Source organism: Streptomyces sp. 840.1, from assembly GCF_003751445.1.
In the GTDB taxonomy this organism is placed as follows: Bacteria; Actinomycetota; Actinomycetes; order Streptomycetales; family Streptomycetaceae; genus Streptomyces.
In genome coordinates this window covers 735,105-751,140 of record NZ_RJUU01000003.1, presented here as the reverse complement: position 1 = coordinate 751,140, position 16,036 = coordinate 735,105, and the positions used below count along the sequence as shown (strand labels likewise).

Here is a 16,036-nt window from a genome sequence, read left to right as displayed (position 1 = left end):
CAGTGAACTCCCGCTTCCGTTCATCCGATAGCCTCTGCCGACATGCCGCCGGCCCGCATCGGGGCCGTGCCGTCGCGCGCCGACCCGTGTCAGCACCAAGGAGTGAGTTCGTCTGTCGACCGCCATTCTCACAGGTGCTCCAGTGCCCGGATCGTCCATCGAGGACGATCTGCGGTCACTGGGCTTCGACGTACAGGTCGCCGCCGATGTCAGTGAGGCCGCGCGGCTGCTGTCCGGCGTTCCCGCCGACAGCCGGGTCGCGCTCGTCGACCCCCGCTTCGTCGGCCACGTCCACGCCCTGCGGCTCGGACTGACCGACCCCCGCTTCCCCGCCGCCACCGTGCCCGGCGCGCTCACCGTGCAGCCCGAGGCGCGCGACGCCCTGGTCCACGCCCTGAGCAGCACCAGCAAGGCGGTCGGCGCCGGCGTTCCCACCGGCCCGCCCGGCGGCACCGTCACGGTCACCGACCGCACCGTGCCCGGCCGGCTCGCCCTCACGATGGACGCCGAGGGCACCGCCGTGCAGCGCCCGGAGCTCGGTTCGCTCGTCGCGGCCGTCCCGGCCGACGACGGCGCCCGCGCCGCCGGGCTCGCCGCGGTCGCCGCCGTTGACGACGAGGCGCTCCGGCTGCGCAGCGCCGTGAAGGCCCGGGACGGCTTCTTCACCACGTACTGCATCAGCCCGTACTCGCGCTACCTCGCCCGCTGGTGCGCGCGCCGCGGATTCACCCCCAACCAGGTCACCACCGCGTCCCTGCTGACCGCGCTGGTCGCGGCCGGCTGCGCGGCCACCGGCACCCGCGGCGGATACGTCGCGGCCGGCCTGCTGCTCCTCTTCTCCTTCGTCCTGGACTGCACCGACGGGCAGCTGGCCCGCTACTCGCTCCAGTACTCGACGCTGGGAGCCTGGCTCGACGCCACCTTCGACCGGGCCAAGGAGTACGCCTACTACGCGGGCCTCGCGCTCGGCGCGGCCCGGGGCGGCGACGACGTCTGGGTACTGGCGCTCGGCGCGATGGTGCTCCAGTCCTGCCGCCATGTCATCGACTTCTCGTTCAACGAGGCGAACCACGACGCGGTGGCGAACTCCAGCCCCACGGCCGCCCTCTCCGACAAGCTGGACAGCGTCTCCTGGACGGTCTGGCTGCGCCGGATGATCGTGCTCCCGATCGGTGAGCGCTGGGCGATGATCGCCGTACTGACCGCGTTCACCACACCCCGGATCGTCTTCTACGCACTGCTCGTCGGCTGCGCCTTCGCGGCCTGCTACACCACGGCGGGCCGGCTGCTGCGCTCGCTGACCCGCAAGGCCCGGCGCACGCTCCGGGCCGCGCAGGCACTCGCGGACCTCGCCGACTCCGGCCCGTTCGCCCAGCTGGTGGCGGCCGTAAGCCCGCGGATCCCCGGTGCCTGGACCGCCCCCGTGCTCGCGGTCGTAGGAGCGGGCGCGCTGATCGCGGCCGCGCTCCAGCAGCCGTTCGGCAGCCGGCAGATGATCATCGCCGCCCTCTTCTACACGGTCTGCTCCGGCATAGCTGTCGCCCGCCCCCTCCTGGGCGCACTCGACTGGCTCCTCCCCCCGGTGTTCCGGGCCGCCGAGTACTGCACGATCCTCGCGCTGGCCGCCCGCAGCGACATCGACGGGGCGCTTCCCGCGGCCTTCGGACTCGTATCGGCGGTCGCCTACCATCACTACGACACGGTGTACCGCATCCGGGGCGGCACCGGCGCGCCGCCCCAGTGGCTGGTCCGCAGCATCGGCGGACACGAGGGCCGGACCCTGGCGGTCGCCGTACTCGCGGCCGTACTCACCGCAGACCAGGGGTTCACCCTGGCACTCACCGCTCTCGCAGTGGCCGTGGCCCTGGTCGTGCTGGTGGAGTCCATCCGCTTCTGGGTGTCCTCCGGGGCGCCCGCCGTTCACGACGAAGGAGACCCCGCATGATCGGCCTCGTACTGGCAGCGGGCGCGGGACGGCGCCTGCGCCCCTACACCGACACGCTCCCCAAGGCGCTCGTGCCGGTGGACGGCGAGAAGACCGTTCTCGATCTCACCCTGGCCAACTTCGCCGAGATCGGCCTCACCGAGGTCGCGATCGTCGTCGGCTACCGCAAGGAAGCCGTCTACGACCGCAAGGAGGAGCTGGAGGCCAGGTACGGCCTCAAGATCGTCCTCGTCGACAACGACAAGGCCAAGGAGTGGAACAACGCCTACTCGCTGTGGTGCGCCCGTGAGGTCCTCAAGCGCGGTGTGATCCTCGCCAACGGCGACACCGTCCACCCGGTCTCCGTCGAGCGGACCCTGCTGGACGCCCGGGGCAAGGGGCAGAAGATCATCCTCGCCCTCGACACGGTGAAGACCCTCGCCGACGAGGAGATGAAGGTCATCACCGACGGCGACAAGGGTGTGCGGCGGATCACCAAGCTGATGGACCCGGCCACCGCGACCGGCGAGTACATCGGCGTCACCCTCATCGAGGCCGAGGCCGCCGAGGAGCTGGCCGACGCGCTCAGGGCGACCTTCGAGCGCGACCCGGACCTGTACTACGAGGACGGCTACCAGGAGCTCGTCAACCGGGGCTTCACCGTCGACGTGGCCCCCATCGGTGAGGTCACCTGGGTCGAGATCGACAACCACGACGACCTCGCGAAGGGCCGGGAGATCGCGTGCCAGTACTGACCCGGCTCATCCCCTCCCCGGTCTTCGTCGACATCAGCCGCGGCGCCATGGACGACCTGGCCGGCCTCCTGGCCGACCAGCGGATCTCCGCCTCCGGCAAGCTCGCGATCGCGATCAGCGGCGGCTCGGGCCAGGCCCTGCGCGAGAAGCTCGCCCCGGCCCTGCCGGGCGCCGACTGGTACTGCGTCCCGGGCGGCAACATCGACGCGGCCGTGCAGCTGGCCGACGACATCAAGGGCAAGCGCTACGACGCCGTGGTCGGCCTCGGCGGCGGCAAGATCATCGACGTGGCGAAGTACGCCGCGGCCCGGGTCGGTCTGCCGCTGGTCTCCGTCGCCACGAACCTCGCCCACGACGGCCTCTGCTCACCGGTCGCGACCCTGGACAACGACAACGGACGCGGCTCCTACGGCGTCCCGATGCCGATCGCCATGGTCATCGACCTCTCGGTGATCCGCGAGGCCCCGGAGCGCTTCGTGCGCTCCGGCATCGGCGACGCCATCTCCAACATCTCCGCGATCGCCGACTGGGAGCTCTCGCACCAGGTCAACGACGAGCAGATCGACGGACTGGCCGCCGCCATGGCCCGTACCGCCGGCGAAGCGGTGCTGCGCCACCCCGGCACCGTCGCGGACGACGAGTTCCTCACCGTTCTCGCGGAGTCGCTGGTGCTCTCCGGCATCGCCATCTCGATCAGCGGCGACACCCGGCCCTCGTCCGGCGCCTGCCACGAGATCAGTCACGCCTTCGACCTGCTTTTTCCCAAGCGGGCCGCGAGCCACGGCGAGCAGGTCGGCCTCGGCGCGGCCTTCGCCATGCACCTGCGCGGAGCCCGCGAGGAATCGGGCCTCTTCGCCGAGGTCCTGCGCCGGCACGGCCTGCCGGTCCTGCCCACGGAGATCGGCTTCACCGCCGACGAGTTCGTGCAGGCCGTCGACTACGCCCCGCAGACCCGTCCGGGACGCTTCACGGTCCTGGAACACCTCAGCCTGTCCACCGACCAGATCAGGGACGCGTACGCCGACTATGCCAAGACCATCAGTAGCTGAACTTCGCCCGGTCGTTCACCCCCCGGGCGTCAAGGACCGGCGCAGCGGCGAGCACTGGGCGGGCCGGATCTACATGCGCGAGGTCTCGCTGCGTGTGGACCGGTACCTGGTCAACACCAAGGTCACGCCCAACCAGCTGACCTACCTGATGACCATCGCCGGGGTGCTCGCCGCTCCGGCCCTGCTCGTCCCGGGCATCACGGGCGCGCTGCTCGGCGTGCTCATGGTCCAGCTGTACCTGCTGCTCGACTGCGTCGACGGCGAGCTGGCCCGCTGGAAGAAGCAGTTCTCGCTGGGCGGCGTCTACCTGGACCGGGTCGGCGCCTACCTCTGTGACGCGGCCGTGCTGGTCGGCTTCGGCCTGCGCGCCGCCGACCTGTGGGGCAACGGGCGGATCGACTGGCTGTGGGCCTTCCTGGGGACGCTCGCGGCCCTGGGTGCCATCCTGATCAAGGCCGAGACCGACCTCGTCGGTGTCGCACGCCACCAGGGCGGGCTGCCGCCGGTCAAGGAGGCGGCTTCCGAGCCGCGCTCCTCCGGCATGGCCTTCGCCCGCCGGGCCGCCGGCGCGCTCAAGTTCCACCGGCTGATCCTCTGTGTCGAGGCCTCGCTGGTGATCCTGGTCGCGGCCGTCCTGGACGCGGTCCGGGACGACCTCTTCTTCAGCCGCCTCGCGGTCGCGGTGCTGGCCGGCATCGCCCTGCTGCAGACCCTCCTCCACCTCGTGTCGGTCCTGGCATCGAGCAGGCTGAAGTGAGCACCCCCATGAAACTCGGCGCGGTCATCATCACGATGGGCAACCGCCCGGCCGAGCTGCGCGCCCTGCTCGATTCGGTCGCCGCCCAGAAGGGCGACCGGATCGAGGTGGTCGTCGTCGGCAACGGTTCCCCCGTACCGGACGTCCCCGCAGGCGTGCGGACCGTCGAGCTGCCCGAGAACCTGGGCATCCCCGGCGGCCGCAACGTCGGCATCGAGGCCTTCGGGCCGTCCGGCGCGGACGTGGACGCGCTGCTGTTCCTGGACGACGACGGGCTGCTGCCGCTCACCGACACCGCCGAGCTGTGCCGGCAGGCCTTCGAGGCCGATTCCAAGCTCGGCATCATCAGCTTCCGCATCGCCGACCCGGACACCGGGGAGACCCAGCGCCGCCACGTGCCCCGGCTGCGGGCCGCCGACCCGCTGCGCTCGTCCCGGGTGACGACGTTCCTCGGCGGCGCCAACGCCGTACGCACCCGGGTCATCGCGGAGGTCGGCCCGCTGCCGGGCGACTTCTTCTACGCGCACGAGGAGACCGATCTGGCCTGGCGGGCGCTGGACGCCGGCTGGCTGATCGACTACCGCGCCGACATGGTGCTCAACCACCCCACCACCGCCCCGTCCCGGCACGCCGTCTACCACCGCATGGTGGCCCGCAACCGGGTCTGGCTGGCCCGCCGCAACCTGCCCGCGCCCCTGGTCCCCGTGTACCTCGGGGTGTGGCTGCTGCTGACGCTGCTCCGCAAGCCGTCGGGACCGGCGCTCAAGGCCTGGTTCGGCGGATTCCGGGAGGGCTGGTCGAAGCCCTGCGGACCGCGACGCCCCATGAAGTGGCGTACGGTGTGGCGGCTGACGCGACTAGGCCGCCCTCCGGTCATCTGAGAGGCTCGCCTCTGGGAACATGAGGCGTATTTTTCTATTCGGGACCTGTCCGCCCTGAGCCGCGCCCGCGACTGGCTGCGCATTTTGAATACGAGAGTCTTATCTGGTGAGTGACACAACCCATGATGGTGCGGTCGCGCTGAGCACCCCGCCATCGGCAGACGACGGCCTGAGCTCGGCCGAGCTGGCCGCGAAGTACGGTCTGACGGTGAGCGGAGCCCGGCCGGGGCTCTTCGAGTACATGCGCCAGCTCCGCGGGCGACGCCACTTCATCATGGCGTTCTCCCGGGCGAAGCTGACCGCTCAGTACAGCCAGGCCAAGCTCGGCCAGCTGTGGCAGGTGGCCACCCCGCTTCTGAACGCCGCGGTCTACTTCATCATCTTCGGCCTGATCCTCGGCACCAAGAGGGGCATTCCGCAGGATGTCTTCATCCCGTTCCTGGTGACCGGTGTCTTCGTCTTCACCTTCACCCAGAGCTCCGTGATGGCGGGCGTCCGGGCCATCGCCGGCAACCTCGGTCTGGTCCGCGCGCTGCACTTCCCCCGTGCCTCGCTGCCCATCTCGTTCTCGCTGCAGCAGCTCCAGCAGCTGCTGTACTCGATGATCGTGCTGGTCGCGGTGACCGTCGGCTTCGGCAGCTACCCGCGGCTCTCGTGGCTGCTGGTGGTTCCCGCCCTGGTGATGCAGTTCTTCTTCAACACCGGCCTCGCGCTGATCATGGCGAGGCTCGGTGCCAAGACCCCCGACCTGGCACAGCTGATGCCGTTCATCATGCGAACCTGGATGTACGCGTCGGGCGTCATGTTCTCCATCCCGGTGATGCTCGCGGACAAGCCGTCCTGGATCGCTGATGTGCTGCAGTACAACCCCGCGGCCATCTACATGGACCTGGTCCGGTTCGCGATGATCGACGGCTACGGCTCCGAGAACCTGCCGTCGCACGTCTGGCTGGTCGGGCTCGCCTGGGCGCTCCTGGTGGGCGTCGCGGGATTCGTGTACTTCTGGAAGGCAGAGGAACGGTACGGCCGTGGCTGAGGACAACACCGGGGGGCGCGTCCCCACCGTGATCGCCGACGACGTGCACATCGTGTACCGCGTCAACGGCGGCGGCGGTGGCAAGGGCGGCGCCACCGCGGCACTGAGCCGGATACTGCGCCGCGGCAAGGGCGAGGAGCGCGGGATCCGCAAGGTGCACGCCGTGCGCGGCGTGTCCTTCACCTCCTACCGGGGCGAGGCGATCGGTCTCATCGGGACCAACGGCTCCGGGAAATCGACCTTGCTGCGGGCCATCGCGGGGCTGCTCCCGACCGAGCGGGGCAAGGTCTACACCGACGGCCAGCCCTCGCTGCTCGGGGTGAACGCGGCCCTGATGAGCGATCTGACCGGCGAGCGCAACGTCGTCCTCGGCGGACTCGCCATGGGGATGAGCCGTGAGGAGATCCGGGAGCGGTACCAGGACATCGTCGACTTCTCCGGCATCAACGAGAAGGGCGACTTCATCACCCTGCCGATGCGGACGTACTCCTCGGGCATGGCGGCCCGGCTCCGGTTCTCGATCGCGGCCGCCAAGAACCACGACGTCCTCATGATCGACGAGGCGCTGGCGACCGGTGACCGGAAGTTCCAGATCCGTTCCGAGGCGCGCATCCGGGAGCTCCGCAAGGAGGCCGGCACCGTCTTCCTCGTCAGTCACAGCAACAAGTCGATCAGGGACACCTGCGACCGGGTGCTGTGGCTGGAGAAGGGCGAGCTGCTGATGGACGGTCCGACCGAAGAGGTCCTGAAGGCGTACGAGCGGGAGACCGGCAAGTAGCGCCTGCCCCGTCCACCGCACCGTGGCGGCCCCCGCCGGACTGATCCGGCGGGGGCCGCCACGCGTGTTCCGGCCGGGGTCCGGACGCCGGACGTCCACGGCTCGTCGTACGCGCCCCGGCAAGATCTCCTCCCGCCGGATGACGTCAATCAAGGTGCGCACGGGGAAAGTTGGCACGGCACGGCGCGCACTCGACAGGTGTCCCGCACCCCGGCGTATCGATGAGCGTTGTACAACGTAAGCTGTACCGGTGCTGATTCGTTGCAAGTGGGGCGATACCGCCTGAGTGGAAGGCCCATGGGGGTCCTCCGCACTGGGGAGGGCGGGCGGCGTGTCCGGAATGGGTTGTTTTGGGTCGGCAGTGTAGAACGGGAGATGTGACGGCTATGACGGATAATCTCCAGCTCCGAGGTGCTCACGCCGTCCCCGTGCAGGGCGGTCCGCAGTGACACGAGCCCGCCGGACGCGGCTTGATTCCGCCGTACCCGGAACCCTTGACAAGGCCGCCGACGAGAATTTCCCGGTGGCTCCGTTCTTCCTGCCGCGGGCCTGGCGCGACGATCTGATGGCCGTCTACGGATACGCCCGGCTCGTCGACGACATCGGTGACGGCGACCTCGCACCCGGCGGCGCCGACGCCCGCCACCTCGGCCTCGACCCGGCACAGAGCGAGGACCGCCTCGCCATGCTCGACGCGCTGGAGACCGACCTGCGCCGGATCTTCGCCACCACCGGGGAGACCCCGCACCACCCCCTCCTGCAGGCGCTGCGCCCCACCGTGCGGCGCCGCGCGATGACCCCCGAACCCTTCCTCGGCCTCATCGAGGCCAACCGGCAGGACCAGAAGGTCCGCCGCTACGGGACGTACGAGGAACTGCTCGCCTACTGCGAGCTCTCCGCCAACCCCGTCGGCCACCTGGTTCTCCAGCTCACCGGGACCGCGAGCCCCGAACGCGTCCGCCGCTCCGACGCCGTGTGCACCGCACTGCAGATCGTCGAGCACCTCCAGGACGTCACCGAGGACCTCGGCCGGGACCGCATCTACCTGCCGGCCGAGGACATGGCAAGGTTCCATGTGGCCGAATCTGATCTGGCGGCCCCCAGCGGGGGCGCATCGGTGCGGGCACTGGTCGCGTACGAGGCGGAACGCGCCGGGGATCTGCTGAATGAAGGCACCCCTCTGGTGGGTAGCGTCCACGGCAGGCTCAAGCTGCTCCTCGCCGGCTTCGTCGGAGGGGGGCGTGCCGCCCTCACCGCGATCGCGGCCGCCGGGTTCGACGTACTGCCCGGACCGCCCAAGCCCACCAAGCCCAGCCTGCTGCGCGAGGTGGGAGTTGTCTTGCGAAGAGCGCGTAGAGAGGGGTGAGCCGGACCGTGGAGGGACAGACGACGTACATGTCGGCACCGGTACAGGCCGCATACAGTTACTGCGAGGCGGTCACCGGACAGCAGGCGCGGAACTTCGCGTACGGCATCAGGCTGCTGCCGGCCGAGAAGCGACAGGCCATGTCGGCGCTGTACGCCTTCTCCCGTCGTGTCGACGACATCGGTGACGGTGAGCTGGACCCGGAGACCAAGCGCGTCCGCCTGGAGAGCACCCGCACCCTCCTGGACCGGGTGCGCGGCGGCCGGGTCGACGAGGACGACACCGATCCGGTGGCCGTCGCGCTCGCCGACGCCGCCCGCAGGTTCCCGCTGCCGCTCGAGGGGCTCGACGAGCTCATCGACGGCGTGCTGATGGACGTGCGCGGTGCGACCTACGAGACCTGGGACGACCTCAAGATCTACTGCCGGTGCGTCGCGGGCGCCATCGGCCGTCTCAGCCTGGGCGTCTTCGGTACGGAGCCCGGCGCGCCCGGCTCGGAACGCGCCTCGGAGTACGCCGACACGCTCGGCCTCGCGCTCCAGCTGACCAACATCCTGCGCGACGTCCGCGAGGACGCGGGCAACGGCCGCACCTACCTGCCGGCCGACGACCTCGCCAAGTTCGGCTGCTCCGAGGGCTTCCACCGGGCCACCCCGCCGCCGGGCTCGGACTTCGCCGGGCTGATCCACTTCGAGGTCCGGCGCGCCCGTGCCCTGTTCGCCGAGGGCTACCGGCTGCTGCCGATGCTGGACCGGCGCAGCGGTGCCTGTGTGGCGGCGATGGCCGGGATCTACCGCAGGCTCCTGGACCGGATCGAGCGCGACCCCGAGGCGGTGCTGCGCGGCCGGGTCTCGCTGCCGGGCCACGAGAAGGCGTACGTGGCGGTGCGCGGCCTGTCCGGTCTTGACGCCCGTTACATTTCGCGCCGGACCGCCAGGGGGCGTGTCTGAATGCGCCTCGCGGACATCTCGCGCACCATGAGCACCATGGATGATCAGTGCGGACGGCGGGCAACCCTCGGTCGTACCGCTGCGTCCCTGACGGGAAAGACCTGGCGAGAGGGGGATTCATGACGGATGACAGCCTGCGCTCCTCCCGGGCTGTGGTGATCGGCGGCGGCCTCGCCGGCATCACCTCGGCCCTGCGCCTCGCCGATGCCGGGCTTGACGTGACCCTGCTCGAAGGGCGGCCCCGGCTCGGCGGCCTCGCCTTCTCCTTCCGGCGCGGCGAACTGACGGTCGACAACGGCCAGCATGTCTACCTGCGCTGCTGCACCGCCTACCGCTGGTTCCTGGACCGTGTCGACGGCGCCCGCCTCGCCCCTCTGCAAAACCGTTTGGACGTGCCCGTTCTCGACGTCGGACGGCCTGCCGGGCCCCGGCTCGGACGGCTGCGCCGCAACGGCCTGCCGGTCCCGTTCCACCTCGCCGCCGGACTCGCCGGATACCCGCACCTCTCGCTCACCGAGCGGGCGGGCGTCGGGCGTGCCGCGCTGGCCCTGGGCCGGCTCGACCCGGACGATCCGGCACTCGACGACATCGACTTCGGCAGCTGGCTCGCCCGGCACGGCCAGTCGCCGCGCACCATCGAGGCGCTCTGGGACCTGGTCGGCGTCGCCACGCTCAACGCCACCGCGCCGAACTCCTCGCTCGCGCTCGCCGCGAAGGTCTTCAAGACCGGCCTCCTCTCCGAGCCGGGCGCCGCCGACATCGGCTGGGCGAGCGTCCCGCTCGGCGACATCCACGACACGCTGAGCCGCAAGGCCCTGGACGCCGCCGGTGTCCGCACCGAACTCCGGACGAAGGCCTCGGCCCTCAGCCGCAGCGACGACGGACGCTGGGTCGTCGACACCGGGGCCGAGCGGATCGAGGCGGACACCGTCGTCCTGGCCGTCCCGCAGCGCGAGACCCACGACCTGCTGCCCGAGGGCGCGCTCGACGCGCCGGAGAAGCTGCTGGAGATCGGCAGCTCACCGATCCTCAACGTGCACGTGGTCTACGACCGCAAGGTGCTGCGGCGGCCGTTCTTCACCGCGCTCGGCTCGCCCGTCCAATGGGTCTTCGACCGCACCGAGGCCTCGGGTCTCACCGGACCCGGGCAGTACCTCGCGGTCTCCCAGTCCGCGGCGGACGAGGAGATCGACCTGCCCGTGGCCGAACTGCGCGCACGCTACCTGCCCGAGCTGGAGCGGCTGCTGCCGGCCGCCCGCGGTGCCGGGATCAGGGACTTCTTCGTCACCCGGGAGCGGACGGCGACCTTCGCACCCGCCCCCGGAGTCGGCCGGCTGCGGCCCGGGACCCGTACCGGGGCCCCCGGAGTCTTCCTGGCCGGCGCATGGACCGCCACCGGCTGGCCCGCCACGATGGAGGGCGCCGTCCGCAGCGGTGCCGGCGCAGCGGACGCCGCACTCCTGGCACTCGGCCGCCCCCACGAACATCCGCTGCAGGAGGCGGCATGAGCAGTACCACCGGAACAAGAGGAGAGTCAGTGACCCCGGCGAATCCGGCTTCCGACACCGTGGCGGACACCACGGACGTCACCGCGCTTCTGGAGCGCGGACGGGCCCTTTCCACGCCGGTGCTCCGGGCCGCCGTTGACCGGCTCGCACCGCCCATGGACACCGTGGCCGCCTACCACTTCGGCTGGATCGACGCCCAGGGCAGGCCCGCCGACGGCGACGGCGGCAAGGCCGTGCGCCCGGCGCTGGCCCTGCTGTCCGCGGAGGCGGCCGGCGCCGCCGCCGAGGCCGGCGTCCCCGGCGCCGTGGCCGTCGAACTCGTGCACAACTTCTCGCTGCTGCACGACGACCTGATGGACGGGGACGAGCAGCGGCGCCACCGTGACACGGTGTGGAAGGTGCACGGCCCCGCCCAGGCGATCCTGGTCGGCGACGCACTCTTCGCGCTGGCCAACGAGATCCTGCTGGAGCTCGGGACGGTCGAGGCGGGCCGCGCGGCCAGGCGGCTGACCTCGGCCACCCGCAAGCTCATCGACGGGCAGGCCCAGGACATCTCCTACGAGCACCGCGAGCGGGTCACCGTCGAGGAGTGCCTGGAGATGGAGGGCAACAAGACGGGCGCCCTGCTCGCCTGCGCCTGCTCCATCGGTGCGGTGCTCGGCGGCGCCGACGACCGTACCGCCGACGTCCTGGAGGCGTACGGCTACCACCTCGGCCTCGCCTTCCAGGCGGTCGACGACCTGCTCGGGATCTGGGGCGACCCGGAGTCCACGGGCAAGCAGACGTGGAGCGATCTGCGCCAGCGCAAGAAGTCCCTGCCGGTCGTCGCCGCGCTCGCCGCGGGCGGACCGGCCTCCGAGCGCCTGGGCGAGCTGCTCGCCGCCGACGCGAAGAGCAGCGACTTCGACAGCTTCTCCGAAGAGGAGTTCGCCGCCCGTGCGGCACTCATCGAGGAGGCGGGCGGCCGCGAGTGGACCGCTCAGGAGGCGCGTCGTCAGCATGCGGTCGCCATCGAGGCGCTGCACGGTGTCGACATGCCCGAAACCGTGCGGGCGCAGCTCACGGCGCTCGCTGACTTCGTCGTCGTACGAAAGAGATGATCGCCATCTGTTCCATATGACTCGCAGTCGCCGGCCGGTGTCCCGCACGGACGCCGGCCGACGGAGACCCCAGCACAGCAGAGGACCAACTGCACGAAGGGGAAGCCATGACAGCGACGACCGACGGAAGCACCGGGGCTGTGGATCCCCGCGCAGCCTCGGCCAGTAGACCGACATCCGAATCGACCACCGCCGCGGACGACGTACTGGCCGCCGCGCGACGGGCCGCGGAACGCTCGGTGGAGCACCTCCTCGGCAAGCAGGACGAACAGGGCTGGTGGAAGGGCGACCTCGCCACCAACGTCACCATGGACGCCGAGGACCTGCTGCTCCGCCAGTTCCTCGGAATCCAGGATTCCGCCACGGTCCGGGCGGCCGGCCGCTTCATCCGGGGCGAGCAGCTCGGTGACGGCACCTGGGCCACGTTCCACGGCGGACCGGGAGACCTCTCCGCCACTATCGAGGCCTACGTGGCACTGCGGCTGGCCGGCGACCGGCCGGACGACCCGCACATGCTCCGCGCCTCCGGGTGGGTCAGGGAACAGGGCGGGATCGCGGCCAGCCGGGTGTTCACCCGGATCTGGCTGGCCCTGTTCGGCTGGTGGAAATGGGACGACCTGCCGGAACTCCCGCCCGAGCTGATGTTCTTCCCGAAGTGGGTCCCGCTCAACATCTACGACTTCGGCTGCTGGGCCCGCCAGACCATCGTGCCGCTCACGGTCGTATCGGCGAAGCGTCCGGTCCGGCCCGCCCCCTTCGCACTGGACGAGCTGCACACCGACCCGGGCGAACCCAACCCACCCAGGCGCCCCGCACCGGCGGCCAGTTGGGACGGTGTCTTCCAGCGTCTCGACAAGGCGCTGCACCTCTATCACCGGATCGCCCCGCGCCGGGTGCGCCGCCTCGCGATGAACGCGGCCGCCCGCTGGATCATCGAACGCCAGGAGAACGACGGCTGCTGGGGCGGTATCCAGCCGCCCGCCGTCTACTCCGTCATCGCACTGCACCTGCTGGGCTACGACCTCGACCACCCGGTGATGCGGGCCGGACTCGCCTCGCTGGACCGGTTCGCGGTCTGGCGCGAGGACGGCGCCCGCATGATCGAGGCCTGCCAGTCCCCGGTCTGGGACACCTGCCTCGCCACCATCGCGCTCGCCGACGCCGGCCTGCGCCCCGACCACCCGGCGCTGGTGAAGGCAGCGGACTGGATGCTCGACGAGGAGATCGCCCGGCCGGGCGACTGGTCGGTGCGAAGGCCTCAACTCCCGCCGGGCGGCTGGGCGTTCGAGTTCCACAACGACAACTACCCCGATATCGACGACACCGCGGAAGTGGTCCTGGCGCTGCGCCGGGTCCGCCACCCGGATCCGGCGCGCATCGAGGCCGCCATCGCGCGCGGGGTGCGATGGAACGTCGGCATGCAGTCCCGCAACGGCGCCTGGGGGGCGTTCGACGCCGACAACACCAGCCCGTTCCCCAACCGGCTGCCCTTCTGTGACTTCGGCGAGGTCATCGACCCGCCGTCCGCAGACGTCACCGGGCACGTGGTGGAGATGCTTGCCATCGAGGGCCACTCCGCCAACCCCGTCACCCGGCGCGGCATCGAGTGGCTGCTCGCCGAACAGGACGCGGCCGGCGGCTGGTTCGGCCGGTGGGGCGTCAACTACGTATACGGGACAGGGTCGGTGGTGCCCGCACTCGTAGCCGCCGGACTGCCCGCCGCGCATCCCTCGATCCGGCGCGCGGCCGACTGGCTGGAGTCCGTCCAGAACGACGACGGCGGTTGGGGCGAGGACCTGCGCTCCTACAAGGAGGACAAGTGGATCGGCCACGGGGCCTCGACCGCGTCCCAGACGGCCTGGGCGCTGCTCGCACTCCTCGCCGCGGACCGGCGGGACACCCCCGCCGTGGCCCGGGGCGTCGCCTGGCTCACCGAGACCCAGCAGGCCGACGGCTCCTGGGACGAGCCGTACTTCACCGGAACCGGCTTCCCCTGGGACTTCTCGATCAACTACCACCTCTACCGGCAGGTCTTCCCGCTGACCGCACTCGGGCGGTACGTGCACGGCGATCCCTTCGCCGGCCGCACGGCCATCCGTGAGGGGGCCTGATGGGCGAACCAGCGGGGCCGCCCGGCCCCGCCGCCCCGCTGCTGATCGCCTGCGCGCTCGGCATCGAACAGCTCGCCCTGCGCACCGGCAGGAGCAGGGCGGACAAGGCGCCGGGGCCGGTGACCGTACTCCGTACGGGCATGGGGCCGAAGGCGGCCGAAGCCGCCGTGGCACGGGCGCTCGGCGAGAGCCGGGCACTCGGCGCCGCGGTCATCGCCTCGGGGTTCTGCGCCGGGCTCACGCCCGGCATGCACCCCGGAGATCTGGTGGTGGCCGACGAGACCCGGCTCGCCGGCGAGTCGGCCACCTGCACCGGCACCGAACTGCTTGCCGACGCACTGGCCAGAGCAGTACCGGGACGCACCGTCCACACCGGTCCGCTGACCGGCTCCGACCATGTCGTACACGGGCATGAGCGGGCCGGGCTGCGGACCACCGGAGCGATCGCGGTGGACATGGAGTCCGCCGCCACTCTGCGCACCGCCCTGCGCGCCGGGCCCCGCCCGGTTGCGGCCGTACGGGTGGTCGTGGACGCTCCACAGCATGAGCTCGTCCGCATCGGCACGGTCCGCGGTGGAATATCGGCATTCCGCGTTCTCCGTGCCGTCCTACCGGCTTTCTATGAATGGCACCGATCTTTGCTGCTCCCCAGGAGGTGAGCTAGATGGCCATGCCACTCCGTCAGACCATCAAGATTGCGACGTACCTTGCTGAACAGAAGCTCCGCAAGCGGGAGAAGTTCCCGCTGATTGTCGAGCTGGAGCCACTGTTCGCCTGCAATCTCGCCTGCGAAGGCTGCGGGAAGATTCAGCATCCGGCCGGAGTTCTCAAGCAGCGTATGCCGGTGGCCCAGGCCGTCGGCGCGGTGCTCGAATCCGGTGCTCCGATGGTCTCCATCGCGGGCGGCGAGCCGCTGATGCATCCGCAGATCGATGAAATCGTCCGGCAGCTCGTGGCGAAGAAAAAGTACGTCTTCCTCTGCACCAACGCGATGCTGATGCGGAAGAAGATGGAGAAATTCACGCCGTCGCCGTACTTCGCGTTCGCCGTGCACATCGACGGGCTGCGCGAGCGCCACGACGAATCGGTTGCCAAGGAAGGAGTGTTCGACGAGGCGGTGGCCGCGATCAAGGAGGCCAAGCGCCGCGGCTTCCGGGTCACCACCAATTCCACCTTCTTCAACACCGACACCCCGCAGACCATCATCGAGGTCCTGAATTACCTCAATGACGATCTGAAGGTCGACGAGATGATGATCTCGCCCGCCTACGCGTACGAGAAGGCGCCCGACCAGGAGCACTTCCTGGGGGTCGAGCAGACGCGTGAGCTGTTCAAGAAGTCCTTCGCGGGCGGCAACCGGGCCAGGTGGCGGCTGAACCACTCGCCGCTCTTCCTGGACTTCCTCGAGGGCAAGGCCGACTTCCCGTGCACGGCGTGGGCCATTCCCAACTACTCGCTCTTCGGCTGGCAGCGGCCCTGCTACCTGATGAGCGACGGCTATGTGCCGACGTACCGGGAACTCATCGAGGAGACCGACTGGGACAAGTACGGCCGGGGCAAGGACCCGCGCTGCGCCAACTGCATGGCGCACTGCGGCTACGAGCCCACCGCCGTACTGGCCACCATGGGGTCGCTGAAGGAATCCCTGCGCGCCGCGCGGGAGACCATCGGCGGGAACCGGTGAGCTGATGACCGCCGGAGAACCAGTGGTACTGGCTCTCCGCGAGCTGCCGGCCCGGCCGCTCGCGACGCGTCGCCGTGCGCGGCGCGTCCAGGCCGGGCCGGCAGCGGCCGGCCGGGACGCAGCGGTTCCGGCGCAGG

The 16,036-nt window shown here is 70.7% G+C and carries 14 protein-coding genes; all 14 read left to right on the top strand.

From position 1 onward, the window contains the following. Nucleotides 1–142: 142 nt before the first annotated feature. Nucleotides 143–1,945 carry a CDP-alcohol phosphatidyltransferase family protein gene (locus tag EDD93_RS35835; protein WP_260256103.1) on the top strand — a complete coding sequence of 601 codons (1,803 nt, stop codon included), beginning with the start codon at nucleotides 143–145 and terminating at the stop codon, nucleotides 1,943–1,945. Continuing rightward, nucleotides 1,942–2,679, top strand: coding sequence for a sugar phosphate nucleotidyltransferase (locus tag EDD93_RS35830; protein ID WP_123530555.1), 738 nt, complete (start codon nucleotides 1,942–1,944; stop codon nucleotides 2,677–2,679). The genes EDD93_RS35835 and EDD93_RS35830 overlap by 4 nt, the downstream gene beginning before the upstream one ends. Beyond that, nucleotides 2,667–3,728 (top strand): iron-containing alcohol dehydrogenase family protein, encoded by a 1,062-nt coding sequence (locus tag EDD93_RS35825; protein WP_123530553.1) that lies wholly within the window; start codon nucleotides 2,667–2,669, stop codon nucleotides 3,726–3,728. The genes EDD93_RS35830 and EDD93_RS35825 overlap by 13 nt, the downstream gene beginning before the upstream one ends. Beyond that, the gene (locus EDD93_RS35820) at nucleotides 3,706–4,485 is read left to right on the top strand and encodes a CDP-alcohol phosphatidyltransferase family protein (protein WP_123530551.1); all 780 of its coding nucleotides are present in this window, start codon (nucleotides 3,706–3,708) and stop codon (nucleotides 4,483–4,485) included. Before EDD93_RS35825 ends, EDD93_RS35820 begins: the two co-directional genes overlap by 23 nt. Nucleotides 4,486–4,493: 8 nt before the next feature. Next, nucleotides 4,494–5,366 (top strand): glycosyltransferase family 2 protein, encoded by an 873-nt coding sequence (locus tag EDD93_RS35815; protein WP_185092657.1) that lies wholly within the window; start codon nucleotides 4,494–4,496, stop codon nucleotides 5,364–5,366. A gap of 106 nt (nucleotides 5,367–5,472) precedes the next feature. Then, nucleotides 5,473–6,402, top strand: coding sequence for an ABC transporter permease (locus tag EDD93_RS35810; RefSeq protein WP_123530547.1), 930 nt, complete (start codon nucleotides 5,473–5,475; stop codon nucleotides 6,400–6,402). Then, on the top strand, nucleotides 6,395–7,180 hold the full coding sequence (locus EDD93_RS35805; protein WP_123530546.1) for an ABC transporter ATP-binding protein: 786 nt from the start codon (nucleotides 6,395–6,397) through the stop codon (nucleotides 7,178–7,180). Before EDD93_RS35810 ends, EDD93_RS35805 begins: the two co-directional genes overlap by 8 nt. Nucleotides 7,181–7,625: 445 nt before the next feature. Continuing rightward, complete coding sequence (gene hpnC / locus EDD93_RS35800) at nucleotides 7,626–8,546, top strand: squalene synthase HpnC (protein WP_123530543.1); 921 nt, start codon at nucleotides 7,626–7,628, stop codon at nucleotides 8,544–8,546. Nucleotides 8,547–8,575: 29 nt separating this feature from the next. Beyond that, the gene (gene hpnD, locus EDD93_RS35795) at nucleotides 8,576–9,496 is read left to right on the top strand and encodes a presqualene diphosphate synthase HpnD (RefSeq protein WP_185092627.1); all 921 of its coding nucleotides are present in this window, start codon (nucleotides 8,576–8,578) and stop codon (nucleotides 9,494–9,496) included. A gap of 119 nt (nucleotides 9,497–9,615) precedes the next feature. Further along, nucleotides 9,616–11,004, top strand: coding sequence for a hydroxysqualene dehydroxylase HpnE (gene hpnE / locus EDD93_RS35790; RefSeq protein ID WP_123530542.1), 1,389 nt, complete (start codon nucleotides 9,616–9,618; stop codon nucleotides 11,002–11,004). Further along, complete coding sequence (locus EDD93_RS35785; RefSeq protein WP_185092626.1) at nucleotides 11,001–12,104, top strand: polyprenyl synthetase family protein; 1,104 nt, start codon at nucleotides 11,001–11,003, stop codon at nucleotides 12,102–12,104. The genes hpnE and EDD93_RS35785 overlap by 4 nt, the downstream gene beginning before the upstream one ends. Before the next feature lie 107 nt (nucleotides 12,105–12,211). After that, a complete protein-coding gene (gene shc, locus EDD93_RS35780; protein ID WP_123530538.1) occupies nucleotides 12,212–14,215 on the top strand; it encodes a squalene--hopene cyclase in 2,004 nt (667 codons plus the stop codon). Then, entirely contained in the window at nucleotides 14,215–14,874 is a 660-nt protein-coding gene (locus tag EDD93_RS35775; RefSeq protein ID WP_123530536.1) for a 1-hydroxy-2-methyl-2-butenyl 4-diphosphate reductase, read from the top strand. The genes shc and EDD93_RS35775 overlap by 1 nt, the downstream gene beginning before the upstream one ends. 5 nt (nucleotides 14,875–14,879) lie before the next feature. Continuing rightward, nucleotides 14,880–15,899 carry an adenosyl-hopene transferase HpnH gene (hpnH, locus tag EDD93_RS35770; RefSeq protein WP_123530534.1) on the top strand — a complete coding sequence of 340 codons (1,020 nt, stop codon included), beginning with the start codon at nucleotides 14,880–14,882 and terminating at the stop codon, nucleotides 15,897–15,899. Nucleotides 15,900–16,036: the final 137 nt, after the last annotated feature.